The organism is Flavobacterium sp. GNP001 (assembly GCF_054343775.1).
Genome location: NZ_JBTGUX010000001.1, coordinates 1,071,087 through 1,085,839, shown reverse-complemented (window position 1 = coordinate 1,085,839; position 14,753 = coordinate 1,071,087). Strand labels below are relative to the sequence as shown.

11 protein-coding genes are annotated in these 14,753 nt (G+C 33.8%); 7 read left to right on the top strand and 4 right to left on the bottom strand.

Going from position 1 to position 14,753, the window contains the following annotated elements:
• The first annotated feature begins 46 nt into the window (after positions 1–46).
• Entirely contained in the window at positions 47–427 is a 381-nt protein-coding gene (locus tag ACXX8U_RS04590) for a RidA family protein (protein ID WP_306261399.1), read from the top strand.
• Between the two features lie 85 nt (positions 428–512).
• Here the strand turns inward: ACXX8U_RS04590 and ACXX8U_RS04585 are convergent, their stop codons facing one another.
• The 4 genes from ACXX8U_RS04585 to ACXX8U_RS04570 form a co-directional block, all read right to left on the bottom strand.
• A complete protein-coding gene (locus ACXX8U_RS04585; protein ID WP_458564811.1) occupies positions 513–1,364 on the bottom strand; it encodes an N-acetylglucosamine kinase in 852 nt (283 codons plus the stop codon).
• 128 nt (positions 1,365–1,492) lie between these two features.
• Positions 1,493–2,497, bottom strand: a complete 1,005-nt coding sequence (gene gap / locus ACXX8U_RS04580) for a type I glyceraldehyde-3-phosphate dehydrogenase (protein ID WP_458564810.1) — start codon at positions 2,495–2,497, stop codon at positions 1,493–1,495.
• A 72-nt stretch (positions 2,498–2,569) separates the two neighbouring features.
• Positions 2,570–3,556 (bottom strand): 6-phosphofructokinase, encoded by a 987-nt coding sequence (gene pfkA / locus ACXX8U_RS04575; RefSeq protein ID WP_458564809.1) that lies wholly within the window; start codon positions 3,554–3,556, stop codon positions 2,570–2,572.
• Between the two features lie 324 nt (positions 3,557–3,880).
• Positions 3,881–8,359, bottom strand: coding sequence for a translocation/assembly module TamB domain-containing protein (locus ACXX8U_RS04570; RefSeq protein ID WP_458564808.1), 4,479 nt, complete (start codon positions 8,357–8,359; stop codon positions 3,881–3,883).
• Between the two features lie 174 nt (positions 8,360–8,533).
• On the opposite strand from ACXX8U_RS04570, the gene tsaD reads away from it, so the two are divergent.
• The 6 genes from tsaD to ACXX8U_RS04540 all read left to right on the top strand — a co-directional run bounded on the left by tsaD (position 8,534) and on the right by ACXX8U_RS04540 (position 14,753).
• Positions 8,534–9,556: a tRNA (adenosine(37)-N6)-threonylcarbamoyltransferase complex transferase subunit TsaD gene (gene tsaD / locus ACXX8U_RS04565; RefSeq protein ID WP_458564807.1), complete on the top strand. Its 1,023-nt coding sequence runs from the start codon at positions 8,534–8,536 to the stop codon at positions 9,554–9,556.
• A gap of 3 nt (positions 9,557–9,559) precedes the next feature.
• On the top strand, positions 9,560–10,267 hold the full coding sequence (locus tag ACXX8U_RS04560) for a 16S rRNA (uracil(1498)-N(3))-methyltransferase (protein ID WP_458564806.1): 708 nt from the start codon (positions 9,560–9,562) through the stop codon (positions 10,265–10,267).
• A gap of 16 nt (positions 10,268–10,283) precedes the next feature.
• Complete coding sequence (locus ACXX8U_RS04555) at positions 10,284–10,922, top strand: DUF4159 domain-containing protein (protein ID WP_458564805.1); 639 nt, start codon at positions 10,284–10,286, stop codon at positions 10,920–10,922.
• Positions 10,923–11,498: 576 nt separating this feature from the next.
• Complete coding sequence (locus ACXX8U_RS04550; RefSeq protein ID WP_458564804.1) at positions 11,499–12,449, top strand: zinc metalloprotease; 951 nt, start codon at positions 11,499–11,501, stop codon at positions 12,447–12,449.
• Between the two features lie 184 nt (positions 12,450–12,633).
• Entirely contained in the window at positions 12,634–13,584 is a 951-nt protein-coding gene (locus ACXX8U_RS04545; protein WP_458564803.1) for a zinc metalloprotease, read from the top strand.
• A 77-nt stretch (positions 13,585–13,661) separates the two neighbouring features.
• Positions 13,662–14,753 (top strand): AI-2E family transporter, encoded by a 1,092-nt coding sequence (locus ACXX8U_RS04540; protein WP_458564802.1) that lies wholly within the window; start codon positions 13,662–13,664, stop codon positions 14,751–14,753.

Sequence of the window (14,753 nt, the reverse complement as noted above, 5' to 3'; positions counted from 1 at the left end):
AAATTTTCTTAGCTTTAATTCTATATTCAAAAACAAAACTATTTTTATGAAAAAAGTAATATTTACAACAGCTGCACCGGCTCCTATAGGACCATATAGTCAAGCTATTTTATCCGGAAACACCTTATACACATCAGGACAAATTGCATTACACCCTGAAACTGGCGAACTAGTAACTGCAAGCATTAAAGAAGAAACAGAACAAGTAATGCAAAATATGAAAGCCGTTTTAGCTGCTGCAGGAATGACTTTTGATCACGTTGTTAAAACAACCATCTTCATTATGGATATGAATGATTTTGGAGCAATCAATAGCGTTTATGGTGCTTACTTTAACGAAGAAACCGCTCCAGCTAGAGAAACTGTACAAGTGGCTTGTTTACCAAAAAATGTAAATGTTGAAATTTCCATGATTGCTGTTTTGTAAAACACTAGCGATGCTAAAATAAAAAAACACTATCTTCTCAAATGAGTAAATAGTGTTTTTTTTATGCGAGTAATTTTGAACTGGTTTATTTGTTCAAGTTATGATAAGCAATCAAACCATCGATAGGTCTGCGCAATACGTTTCCTAATTGCAATTCGTATTTATCAAAAGTTTCCTGTAATTCCTCTTTTAAGTAAAAAGCAATTGACCCAACAAAATGTACTGGTACTTCTTTATGGTTGTCGTATTGCTTGATGTAGTTCTTTACAAAAGATTTCATCCCTTTAAAAATGATTTTTCTGCAAAACTCAGAATCTTTATGTTGAATTAAAAATTTAGCAAAAGTCGCTAAATAAGCATTAGGATTAGGCTCTTTGTACAATTTGCTTTTAATTGCATCTGGGTCTAAATCATATTCTTTCTCGAACGCCTCAGCTAATTCTTTTGGCATTTTGTTGAAATAATACTTTCTGATCAATTCTTTCCCAAATACGTTTCCGCTACAATCATCCATAGCAATGTAGCCAAGTGATTGTACTTTTTGAAACAACTCTTTGCCATCAAAATAACTACAATTAGATCCTGTTCCCAAAATAGAAACTATAGCTTTTTCGCCAACAGGAGTTGTAGCGTACACAGCAGCATAGGTATCCTCACGAACATCGATAATGGCGTTAACAAAATACTTTTGAAAAACTTGCGAAAGCGTCACTTTCATTTTTTCGGTTCCACATCCTGCACCATAAAAAAACAAATGCGTTGCATTTTTCTTGTTGTGTAAAATATCAAAACGGTCATTTAGACGCTCAATAATTTCATCTTCCTCCAAAACTTCTGGATTTAGACCTAGTGTTTGGGTAGTAAATAATATTTTGCCATTATCATCAATCGCAATCCAATCGGCTTTTGTAGAACCACTATCAACTATTAATCTCATTTTCTATTGGTTTATTTTGGTTTGGCTACGCTTTGATAAATTAAAACAATAAGGTTTAAATCTGCAATGCGTTAAAAATAAAATCCCGTTATACATGTACATAACGGGATTTGTAAATATATAAATTATTATTTTAAACCAGCAATGTGCACTGATAAATCAATCAATTTACTAGAATAACCGTACTCATTATCGTACCAAGAAACTAGTTTGAAGAAAGTAGAATTCAATCCGATACCAGCAGTAGCATCGATGATAGAGGTTCTTTTGTCAGAAATAAAATCTTGAGATACAACCGCATCTTCAGTATATCCTAAAATACCTTTCATTGTAGTTTCAGAAGCCTTTTTCAATACTGCCATAATCTCTTCGTATGAAGTTTCTTTAGCAACTTTTACCGTTAAATCTACCGCTGATACATCAACAGTAGGAACACGAAAAGCCATACCAGTTAATTTCCCATTCAGTTCTGGAATAACTTTTCCAACTGCTTTTGCAGCACCTGTTGATGAAGGAATTATGTTAACACTCGCAGCACGTCCGCCTCTCCAGTCTTTTCTTGACGGTCCATCAGCAGTCATTTGAGTTGATGTTGTAGCGTGTACTGTAGTCATTAAAGCTTCAACAATTCCGAAGTTATCGTGAATTACTTTAGCCAAAGGAGCCAAACAGTTTGTTGTACATGATGCGTTTGAAACGATTAAATCTGTTGCTTTTGCAGATTCGTGGTTTACACCCATTACAAACATTGGAGCATCAGCTGATGGCGCAGAAATAATTACTTTTTTAGCTCCACCTTTAATGTGCTCATTTGCAGTTTCGATAGTTGTAAAAATACCCGTACATTCTGCAACTACATCTACATCTACTTCATTCCATTTCAAATCTGCAGGATTTCTTTCGGCAGTAATACGAATATTTCTTCCGTTTACAAATAATTTTCCTTCTTTAACCTCTACTTCACCATCAAAACGACCGTGAACAGAATCATATTTTAATAAGTAAGCTAAGTGATCTACATCTAACAAGTCATTGATTGCAACAACTTCTACATTGTCTCTATTGAAAGATTCTCTGAAAACAATTCTTCCAATTCTTCCAAATCCGTTTATTCCTAATTTTACTTTTGACATTTTACTTTAATTTTTGTTTATTTTACTTCGCTCTTCCTAAAGTCTAATTTCCTCACAATAAACTTTAATTATTTATGTAGACATAATGTCTGATACTCTCAATAATTCACGATCAATCATCGTTTTCCCTTTAATAGCCTGCTCTAATGGCGTAAGTGCTACTTGATCATTTTGCAATCCTACCATGTAATTTGATTTACCATCGATCAAGGATTCTACAGCTTTTACACCCAATCGGCTAGCTAGCACACGGTCAAAACAAGAGGGTGAACCACCACGCTGCATGTGTCCTAGTACTGAAACACGCACATCATATTCTGGTAAATTGGCTTCAACATAATCTTTCAACTCAAAAACGTTTTTACCAATTTTATCGCCCTCTGCAATAACCACAATACTTGATGATTTTCCTGATGCTTTACTTTTTTGTAAAGATTCTAGTAAACGATCTAAACCTAAATCTTCTTCTGGAATTAAAATTTCCTCTGCTCCTGCGCCAATACCTGCGTTTAATGCAATATGGCCGGCATCGCGTCCCATTACTTCTACAAAGAATAATCTGTTGTGAGAGCTGGCTGTATCTCTAATTTTATCAATTACATCAACAACGGTATTTAGAGCCGTATCATACCCGAGAGTGTGACTGGTTCCAAAAATATCATTGTCTATAGTTCCAGGAATTCCCATTATAGGGAAATTAAATTCAGAGTTAAAAATCAATCCTCCCGTAAAAGTTCCATCTCCACCAATAACTACTATAGCATCAATTCCTGCTTTAGTTAAATTTTCGTGGGCCTTTTTTCTACCTTCTGGAGTTTTAAATTCTAGTGAACGGGCAGATTTTAAGATGGTTCCACCTTTGTTTACAATATTATTTACACTTCGAGGTCCCATTTCTTTGAAGTCGCCTTCAATCATTCCTTGATAACCTCTATAAATTCCTATACATTCTATGTTGTGATATGCGCAAGTTCGTACTACTGATCGAATCGCAGCATTCATTCCAGGGGAATCACCTCCGGAGGTTAAAACCCCAACTTTTTTTATTGTTTTTGGCATTATTTAAGTATTAAAGTGTAAAACTAGCAAACATTAACCACTTATGAGACAGTGTTTTTATTTAATTAAGAACGAAATAGAAATTCAAACGTTTTCGTTGATAAGTTTTTTGTTTCGTGAATAAACTTGCATTTTATTTAACAAAACTCAAAAAAGCATACATTTAATTTAACAATTAGCAACTTGCTCCTTTTTTTAAGTAATCAAGACCGTGTTTGAAAAAGTGATTTTGTACTACTTTCTGTAAAATTTAAAACAAAAGAAAAAGTAATAAATTGAGTTTCATTGTTTTGTTAAAAAACTCATTTTTGAAATAAATAGCGACTAATATTCCTCTGGGAGTGTGCTTTCTTGATTCTTTTTAACAGGAATTGAAGACTTTTGTGGATTAGAAGACTTTTTATTTTTACTGCTATTGAAATTTATGTACTCTGGTGAAAGGTTAGAATCTTGATCTTCAGCAGCAGGCACCGTATAGCGCTCGATTTTTAAGTTCTTAAATATTTTATTAGCGAACTCTTTAAAGGTATCAAAATCAACTTCGTATGAAACCCCTAAACCTTGAGTATAGCCAATACCTTGACCAACATAATTAATGTCATTTTCCTTATTGAATAAGCGCAAATTCAAAGTTCCATCGTCATTAACACGGTATAAAACTTCGACATCACCTACGATTGCTGATTCATTAATTCCGCCAAACGGTACTCCCAATTTACCATTAATGGTTACGCGTTCGTTAATTTTAGATGAAATTGTAGCTACAAATCGGCCGTCCGTTTCTTTACCAATTCGTCTGTCAGCGCCAATAAAATTAAGCCCTACTTTAAATTTCTCATCATCAGAGCGAATAATACCACCCAAAATACTCGATGCCGTTTCAAATAAACTTCCTGAAAAGTCAGATTGACTAACACCCTCTGGGCTCAAAAATCCTCCTGATGACAATAAATACAAGGCCTGTGTTTGTCGCACATCTTTGTCATTCAACTTGTATTGAATCTCTGATTTTAGAACATTACTTACCGTTGGGAATTCGATATTAAAATCAGGCTCTGGACTAGTTAAATCGCCGCGAACACCAATTACTACCTCTACTGGAACCTTGGAGTTGAATGAAGCATTATCTAACAATACTGCGGGATTAGCAATCGTTTTATATACAGCCTCAAGATTCAATTGCGCACGCATCGGGTTACCTTCCCACGAGATCGATCCTCCTTTTCGAACTTGAAATTTTTTATCAATTAAACCACCATATTTAAAATTATAGGTCCCTTCATAAGCCTGAAAATCGCCCCACATATTGAATTTCCCTAAAGTATTGATTTTAAATAACAACGATCCAAATCCCTTACCTTTCATTCCATGACCTGTATTACGGTCCAAGATCACCTCTACTTCGGCATCTGGCGTGATATCAAAATCAAATTCTAATTCTAATCCATTATAATTTCTAAGATTATCTACAATTCCGTTTTTTAGGTTGTATTTTTCTCTTTCAGTTACAAAGTGCATAAACACATTATCACTTACACTCTCAGCATTATTTATCGGAATTTTAATGGCAGTGCCTTTTTCTGATTTAGCATCTACTTTTATAAAAAGGGCGTTAGTAGGTCCTTTTATAGTAGCCATTCCATCAATAAAAGCGGTTCCGTAATAGGCTGCATCCTCGGTATCTTTAGTATCTAGCGCCACCAATCGATTAGAACTTATAGCTAGATCGAGCTTCCAATCGCCAAAATTATTATGTTCGATACTTCCGTTTAAACTACCATTTGTATCGTATTTTGTGTCGGTAAGACTGTTATTTCTAAACAAAAACTTTTCATCCGTTAGATCAATAATAGAATTATCTTTAAGAGCATAATCCACATTCAAATACGGAACTGTAACTCCTGCTCCATCTAGAAACAGTCGTCCATTAATTGCTGGTTTTTTTAAATTACCTTCGATTGTAGCATTTCCTCCAACGGAACCACGAATATTAGACAATACATCACCACCTAAGGCATTAAGTGTTGCTAATTTGAATTTATCAAATTTTAAATTTAAATCAAGAATGGTCTCTTTGTTGACAATTTCAAAACTTCCATCAGCAACAAACGAGTCAATATTTTCATTTTCTAAATTAGAGTCGATTGTAAATTTGCGCAAACTTTGATCGCCTTCAATATCAAAATTTAGCGTTCCAAGTGGCGTTTTATTCATTACCAAATTATCGATTACTATCGATGCTGTTGGCTGAAAAACATTTTTATTTTGCTTAAAATCAACTTCACCATTAATATTTCCGAAAAAAGCAAATTTGTTACTAGCAGGCGTAATTTGATTCAAATCGACATCTTTAAAACTGAGATTTAGGTCTTTAAAATCAGCATTATTAAACACCCCATCTAATGTAATCGCTTGATTTTCGTGCGACATTATTAAATTATCCAACTTGAAATTATTGAATGACTTATCGAAAACAATTTGATTATCAGCACCTTCTTGCTCATTCAAAAACCAGAGATAATCTTTAAATTTCACCTCCGATTTACTAATACCCACCACATTGTTATTGTCCTTATTTATGGTATGATACAAGTTCAAGTTGTAATAATCCTTAGCTTTATTACCACCCTTGAATTCAGACCTAAAGAACAAAGTATCCTTCATGGTAACGTTAATCAAACTAAAATCTCGGATTTTATAGTATTTAGTTTTGATACTATCCAATTCAATAAAAGCATTGTACAACGGATTTTTATTATCGATTGCTACATTAATATTGTCAAAAACAATATCAGATGCTTTTATTTGAGGCGAATTAAAATTCAATTTAAAATCTTGATTATCTGACGTTATAGCGCCTTTAATAACCGTATTAGCGCCAATAGCCACATCAGGATAAAAAATCTCAATAATCTTGTTGTAAATAGAGAAATTGAATTTTAAAAACTGCCCTTTATTGACTTTTATGGGCTTAAAATTGGTATACAAACTTCCCAAAGAGTTTTTAATTAAACTTTGCACCTGATTAAAAGCATAGCGACCTACTATTTCACCTTGCACAATGTCTGGCGAATTTACCGTGATGGTGCGCACTTTTTCTCCATCAAAAACAGAGTTGATAGTAAAATCATCAAAATTGTAGGTGTCTTTTGTGTTTTGATACGAAGTTTTGTTGATGTAAATATTTCCTTGAAAGTTTTCAATTGAGTTTCCTGAAGCTTTAACTACCACATCACCTTTAAATATAGAAGTGGCATCTTTCATGAAATTCAAAGTATTCAAGTTGGCATACACCACATTTACATGAAAATCATATTGACTGTCTTTTTTACTTAAATCAAGTAAGCCTTCAAAATTAAGTTTAACATTGGGATCATTAATCGCTAGTTGTCCCTCATAAATTGGGCTTTTCAAAACACCATTAACGTCAATGTTAGTGTATTTATAATTTTTAAAAACCAATTCACTCACTTCACCTTGCAACGCCGTGTTTAAATATTTTTGGTTAAAACCCTTACCGTCAACATCCATGTTCATACTCACAAAACCAAAATCTTTTTGATTAAACAAGGTTCCAACATCAAAACGATCAAAAATCACGTTGCCTTTGTAAGCCGCTTTATCAATTACATCAATATTTTGTATTGCCAAAGCTGCCGTCACTTTACCCAAAGCAGTAGTCATCGAAAAATCAGCTGAAACAGCAGTCGTTGATACAGTTGAAGTCCCAATAGCCGAAAATCTTCCTAATTTTTGAAGGGAAGTTGGCAATTTGTTTCCTAAAATATTGGGTAAAATAACAACCAAGTCCTCATAGCTTGAACTCAATTTGTCAAATTTGGCAAACATGGAAAATTTTTGACCTTTTTTTGCAAATAGATTTTTGAAGTTTATGAAACCGATAAGGGTAGTTTTTCGACCGTCAATTAAATTTAATTCACTGAACTCAAGATCATTTAAGGTTCCCTTAATTTTTGATTTGATAAAAAACTGCTGGTTCTTACCTAGTTCATCGTAATAATAACGAATGTCATTTGAAGCGATTTTAGCTTTATCTAATTGAATATCAAACAAAACTTTATCATTAAAATTGACAAAATCTTCACGTTTATATTTTAAGATAACCGTACCTGCAAAAGCCGATTCCTTGGTAAGAATGTTTAATTTTTCGAATTTGATACTTTTTTTAGAATACGAAAAGTCGGATTGCAAGTTCCTTACATACAAACCTCTAAAATCAAAAAAAGACATCTTATTTATTGATGCAGATACATCAGGTCCAAAAATCAAAAAATTAGTTACTGATGCGTTTAATTTTGTAAAATGAAGATTTTTTTCAATTTCGCGGTTCTCATCAATCAAAACAAATCTGCTGTTGTATAATTTTAAGTTATTGGCTTTTAATAAAAATTTACGCTTGGCTTTTTTCCCAGTATCAAAAGCTTTTACAAAAATGTCTAAGTTGGTGTCCTTGACATTTTTATACGTTTTTAAGTTAAAGAAGAACCCATTGATATCGAGATTATCAAACAAAAGATCACCATCTAATAGCTTTTTGCCATCAAGAACTGTTGTGGAAATTCGTTCTGCGGCCAACAAAGTATCTTTTCGATGGTCTCTAATAACCACATTTTTGAACTTCACCCCTCCAAAAACAGATACGGCTACCCCTTCAATAGCAATGTTAGTTCCAAAATCTTCATTGATACTTTTCGTAAAATATTGTGCAATTTTAGTTTGAACAAAAGGCATCGTCAGCGCAATTCCTGTCACTAATAAAAGCAAGACAAGACCAATGAGCACACGTAAAATTATTTTTAATACTTTTTTGATACCTATTTACTATTTAATGTTCTAAAATTTGTTTTTGCCTTGGCAAACACACGCACCTTAACTAAAAATTATCTAATTTTGGCTTTTACAAATTGATTTTTCAAAGTTGTTAGGTCAAATATAAATCAAAATTAATGCCTTTTTATGCAAAATCCCGAGGTTTTTATTCTTGCGATCGAAAGTTCTTGCGATGATACCGCAGCAGCTGTTTTACACAACGATAAAGTACTAGCCAATGTTGTAGCCAATCAACTTATTCACAATCAATACGGAGGCGTGGTACCTGAACTTGCTTCAAGAGCGCACCAGCAAAACATTGTTCCTGTGGTTGATGCTGCCTTACGAAAGGCAAATATACAAAAAGAACAACTCTCTGCAATTGCCTTTACACAAGGCCCTGGATTGATGGGCTCTTTATTAGTGGGTGGATCATTTTCAAAATCCATGTCGGCTGCACTTGAAATACCTCTTATAGCTGTCAATCACATGCATGCACACGTTTTGGCCCACTTTATAGACGAGGATGGTTTTGACAAACCTTCTTTCCCTTTTTTAGCCTTAACCATCAGTGGCGGACATACTCAAATTATAAGAGTAGATTCGTTTTTTGACATGACTATTATTGGTGAAACTACTGATGATGCCGTTGGAGAAGCTTTTGACAAAAGCGCCAAAATACTAGGACTTCCTTATCCTGGAGGACCGTTAATTGACAAATATGCTCAACTGGGAAACCCAAAAGCATTTGCCTTTACCAAACCAAAAGTTGCTGGATTAGATTTTAGTTTTTCTGGATTAAAAACAGCAATACTGTATTTTATTCAGAAGCAAAAGTTAGAAAATCCCGATTTTATTACTGAAAACTTGAATGATATTTGCGCTTCAATTCAACATACTATCATCGAGATTTTAATGGATAAAATAAAACTAGCTGTAAAAGAAACAGGTATTAAACAAGTTGCAATTGGAGGCGGCGTATCTGCTAACTCCGGAATTCGCGCTGCTTTAAAAGAAACTGAGGCCCGTTATGGCTGGAAAACTTTTATACCAAAATTTGAATACACCACTGATAATGCAGCCATGATTGGCATTGTAGGCTATCAAAAATTTTTAAATCAACATTTTGAAACTGCAGCAGTGGTTTCAAAAGCAAGAATTCAATTCTAAACTATGCAATTATTTTACAATCCGACAATAAACGAAACAACTGAAGTTTTCTCTTTTGACAAAGAGGAAAGCAAACATATTATCAAAGTATTACGAAAAAAAGATACAGATATCCTACACGTAACTAATGGATTAGGATTTTTATTTACCACCGAAATCACTTTGGCATCTGATAGTAAATGTACAGTAAAAGTAAATAGTTTTACCAAAGCAGACCAACCCAATTACAATTTGCACCTAGCGGTAGCACCAACCAAAATGAATGATCGTTTTGAATGGTTTTTGGAAAAAGCTACCGAAATTGGAATTCACGAAATCACACCTATCATTTGCGATCACTCTGAAAGAAAAACAGTCAATGTAGAACGATTTGAAAAAATTATTCTTACAGCAATGAAGCAATCCAATGCGCTATTTTTACCAAAACTAAATCCGGCAATCTCCTTTAAAGATTTTATAAAACAGCATCAAAATGGCACAAAGCTCATTGCACACTGCGAAGAAACAGACAAAAAATCACTTAAATCAATACTACAAAAAGATACCAATTACACGATTTTAATTGGCCCAGAAGGTGATTTTTCTAATAAAGAAATCCAATTAGCTTTAGAAAACACTTTTATACCTATCACGCTTGGGACTACTCGACTACGCACCGAAACTGCTGCAGTAGTTGCCTGCCATAGCATTGCATTTACTAACGAAGCTTAAAATATAGACCGTCACGATGAAAAAAATAACTTACCTCCTACTCCTTTTAACAAGTTCTATGTGGGCTCAAGAAATTGCATTGGTAAAATATAGTGGCGGTGGTGATTGGTATGCAAACCCAACATCTTTACCTAATTTAATACAATTTTGCAATACTTCAATTCAAACTAGAATAAAAACCAAACCGGCAACGGTAGAAACGGCTAGTCCTGATTTACACTCTTATCCTTATGTGCACCTGACAGGTCATGGCAATGTGGTTTTTAATGATGCCGAAGTGAATAATTTACGAGATTACCTAATGGCAGGTGGCTTTTTACACATTGATGACAATTATGGTTTGGACCAATACATTCGTAAAGAAATAAAAAAGATATTCCCTAATAATGAATTAATTGAACTTCCCGCTACTCACGCTATTTTTCAAAAACCGTATTCATTCCCGAACGGTTTGCCTAAAATTCACGAGCATGATGGCAAGCGACCACAAGCCTTTGGGATTTTTATTGCTAATAAACTCGTTTTACTTTACACATATGAGTGTGATTTAGGCGATGGCTGGGAAGATGGCGAAGTTAATAATGATCCTAAAGATGTACGTGATAAAGCCCTGAAAATGGGCGCAAACATCATTCATTACGTCTTTAATAACTAGGAACACCTTTCTTTATCCTACTACTTCATTTACTGAATAACCTTTGAAAGGCCACGGATTTTATGTTTCCGTACAGCAAAATGAAAACAAAACATTAAATCTTTAATCTGAATTGCAAAAAAATATTTTTAATCAAGAATTTCAAGGATTTAATTTTTAACACTTTTTAACAAATGAAAAGCTTCACCGATTTAAAATACGGGTACTGAATACCCAATTAATTCGTTTTAAAATACTGTTATTTCATTCAAAAAAAACGGTAAATAACTACTAAAACGATAAACTAAAATATTACTTATTTCATAAAATATTCTACTTTTTTTAAACAATAGCTCAATAATAATACTAAATACTACACAGTATTGACAAGATAAGAGGAGAAATGAAACTTTATTAAAACCTCTCAGGTATCAGAAAAAACTGCGACTTCAAAAAAAATAATTTTACGGAAACCCGTAAAATCAAAGAGTTAAAAAAAAATTAAAAAAATAAATTCAGAAAATTTTTTTTTATTAAATTTTTGTTCTAGAATTGCTAAATAATTAACCAATCTATTGATTTTATAACAAATTTATTATGAAAAAAATTCTTTTATCAGTAGCGACTGCCTTGTTGTTGTTTTCATGTCAAAACGACACCACAGAGACTAACGCTCCAGAAGCAAGTGTGGTTGCAAAAAGAGGCTGTGCAGCGGAACAAGTATTGGCCCGTCAGTTACAAGAGGACCCAACCTTAGCTTTGCGTATGAACAAAATTGAAGAGCTTACAAGCAGAGCAATTGCATCAGGTCGTTTAGTTAACGGTAAAGTTGAAATTCCGGTTGTAGTTAATGTGCTGTACAGAACAGCAGAAGAAAACATTTCATTAGCTCAAATCCAATCTCAGATTGATGTTTTAAATGCTGATTTCAATGCTACAAATTCAGATTTTAGTAGTACACCTGCGATGTTCACAGGAGTAGCAGCAAATGTTGGAATTACTTTCGTGTTAGAAACTGTAAACAGAAAAGCAACTACAAAAACGTCATGGGGTACTAGAGATGCTATGAAAAAAACAAAACAAGGAGGTTTAGATCCAACTTCACCAACCACTAAATTAAATATGTGGGCTTGTACAATTGGTGGTGGAATTTTAGGATACGCACAATTTCCTGGTGGTGCAGCTGCAACAGATGGAGTTGTTGTTGATTCGAAATACTTTGGACTATCTGGATCAGGCGCTTTTCCTTACAACTTAGGAAGAACTATGACTCACGAAGTAGGACACTGGATGAACCTACGTCACATTTGGGGAGATGCAAACTGTGGATCTGACTTAGTAGCTGATACACCTACGCACGACTCTGCTAACTATGGTGTTCCTGCTTATCCTCACTACAGTACTTGTACAGGTACTCCAGTTGAAATGACAATGAACTACATGGATTACACAGACGATAGAGGAATGTACATGTTCTCTAACGGTCAAAAATCTAGAATATCAGCTCTTTTCGTTACCGGTGGAGCAAGAGCTAGTTTCGGTATCTAATCTTAATCACACAAACTAAAAAAGTGGTGATTACCCAATCACCACTTTTTTATTGATTTAAATAAAAATTATTTCAAGTTATTATCATTACATTTCCCTAGAAATACCACAATTAAATAAGAAATAGAAGGAAATTGTAAAAAATCCAAAAACAAATACTATTAACTCTTTTATAAAAAACCCCATGAAGAAATTCCTATTATCAGCTGCGGCATTATTAATGCTTTTTTCTTGTCAAAATGACACCACAGAAACCAATAATTTAGAAGCATCTGTAGCTGCGCGCCGCGGTTGTGCGTCAGATGAAGTGTTAAAAAAACAACTTGCTGCAGATCCTACATTAGCCTTGAGAATGAATAAAATTGAGGCAATAACCAATGAGGCAATTGCATCAGGACGTTTAGTTAACGGTAAAGTAGTAATTCCGGTGGTAGTAAATGTTTTATACAGAACCACTGCAGAAAATATTTCTTTAGCACAAATTCAATCACAGATTGATATCTTGAATAGAGATTTTAATGCTTTAAATTCTGACTTCAACCAAGTACCAACAGCATTCTCATCTGTAAAAGCTAATGTCGGAATCTCATTTGAACTAGATGCTGTTTACAGAAAATCAACTACCAAATCTTCTTGGGGAACAAACGATGCGATGAAACTTGCATCACAAGGCGGAATTGCTGCTACTACTCCAACTACAAAAATGAATTTATGGGTTTGTACCATTGGCGGCGGAACATTAGGATATGCACAATTTCCTGGTGGCGCTTCATCAACTGATGGCGTAGTAATCGATTCTAAATACGTTGGAAATACTGGAACAGCAACTGCTCCGTTCAACTTAGGAAGAACAGCTACTCACGAAGTAGGTCACTGGTTGAATTTACGTCACATTTGGGGTGATGCTACATGTGGATCTGATTTAGTTTCTGATACACCAACGCATGATTCTCCAAACTACGGAGTACCTGCATCAGGACACAGAAGTACTTGTTCAGGTACACCACTAGAAATGTACATGAACTACATGGATTACACTGACGATAGAGGAATGTTCATGTTCTCTAACGGACAAAAATCTAGAATGAATGCGTTATTCCTTTCAGGTGGAGCTAGAAGAAGCTTCGCTCTTTAATTGAATTACCTCTCATAAATATTAAAACTCGCTAGTGATAGCGAGTTTTTTTTATCTTTACCGTAAAAATTTAGACTATGATTACCTCTAAAATTATTGCCAACGGAATTGTGAAAGCAATATTAATTCTATTAGGACTAAGCCTTGCTGTATTTTTTTTATATCAAATTCAGTCTGTGATTATCTATTTGTTGATTTCATTAATTTTGACCCTAATTGGTAATCCTATTTTAGATTTCTTAAAAAAAAGACTTAAATTCAATCACCTTTTTGCAACCATAACTACGGTACTTTTTTTCGTGCTTTTGATTGTTGGTTTCATTATGCTATTTATTCCTTTGATTGTTTCTCAAGGTCAAAATTTATCATTACTCAATACCGGCGCTATCGAAAAAGACGTATTGCGACTTGTAGATCAATTGACTGTATTTTTAGAAGGACATGGTATAAATGCAGAGCAGTTACTACAAGAGTCTAAAATCACCTCAAAACTGAATTTTAATTTCATACCCAATTTCATTAATGGAATTTTAAACACATTGAGCAGCTTTGGAGTAGCATTAGGTTCCATTTTGTTTATTACCTTTTTCTTTTTAAAAGACCGAGTACAATTTATTGTTGGGACTAAAAAAATACTTCCAAGCAGTCACGAAGAGCAAATTTTAAACTCACTAGAAAAAATCAACCAATTATTATCACGCTATTTTATTGGTTTACTGCTACAATTATTTATTGTTTTTATTTTATATATAATTGTCTTGCTGATATTTGGTGTTCCTAATGCAATAGTAATTGCGTTTTTGTGTGCTGTTTTAAATATCATTCCATACGTGGGCCCATTAATTGCTTCTGTTTTGGCAGCAGTTTTATGCATGCTTAGTAATTTAGGCAGCGATTTTCAAACCATCATTTTACCCACCACGATTTATGTTTTAATTGGCTTTTGGATTGTACAATTAATTGATAATAATTTTTCGCAACCGATTATTTTTTCAAAAAGCGTTAGTTCACATCCTTTAGAAATTTTTCTTGTTATTTTAGCCGCCGGATTTTTATTTGGTATTTTAGGAATGGTTATAGCCGTCCCTTTGTACACCATTCTAAAAGTGATTGGTAAAGAATTTTTTCCAGAAAACAAGATTATTAAAATACTCACCAAAGACATTTAA

Excerpts from the sequence above, each read along its gene's own strand:
- ACXX8U_RS04540 (WP_458564802.1), top strand. The coding sequence starts at position 13,662 with ATGATTACCTCTAAAATTATTGCCAACGGAATTGTGAAAGCAATATTA.
- tsaD (WP_458564807.1), top strand. The coding sequence starts at position 8,534 with ATGCAAAATCCCGAGGTTTTTATTCTTGCGATCGAAAGTTCTTGCGAT.
- gap (WP_458564810.1), bottom strand. The coding sequence starts at position 2,497 with ATGTCAAAAGTAAAATTAGGAATAAACGGATTTGGAAGAATTGGAAGA.
- ACXX8U_RS04585 (WP_458564811.1), bottom strand. The coding sequence starts at position 1,364 with ATGAGATTAATAGTTGATAGTGGTTCTACAAAAGCCGATTGGATTGCG.
- ACXX8U_RS04545 (WP_458564803.1), top strand. The coding sequence starts at position 12,634 with ATGAAGAAATTCCTATTATCAGCTGCGGCATTATTAATGCTTTTTTCT.
- pfkA (WP_458564809.1), bottom strand. The coding sequence starts at position 3,556 with ATGCCAAAAACAATAAAAAAAGTTGGGGTTTTAACCTCCGGAGGTGAT.
- ACXX8U_RS04555 (WP_458564805.1), top strand. The coding sequence starts at position 10,284 with ATGAAAAAAATAACTTACCTCCTACTCCTTTTAACAAGTTCTATGTGG.
- ACXX8U_RS04550 (WP_458564804.1), top strand. The coding sequence starts at position 11,499 with ATGAAAAAAATTCTTTTATCAGTAGCGACTGCCTTGTTGTTGTTTTCA.
- ACXX8U_RS04560 (WP_458564806.1), top strand. The coding sequence starts at position 9,560 with ATGCAATTATTTTACAATCCGACAATAAACGAAACAACTGAAGTTTTC.
- ACXX8U_RS04590 (WP_306261399.1), top strand. The coding sequence starts at position 47 with ATGAAAAAAGTAATATTTACAACAGCTGCACCGGCTCCTATAGGACCA.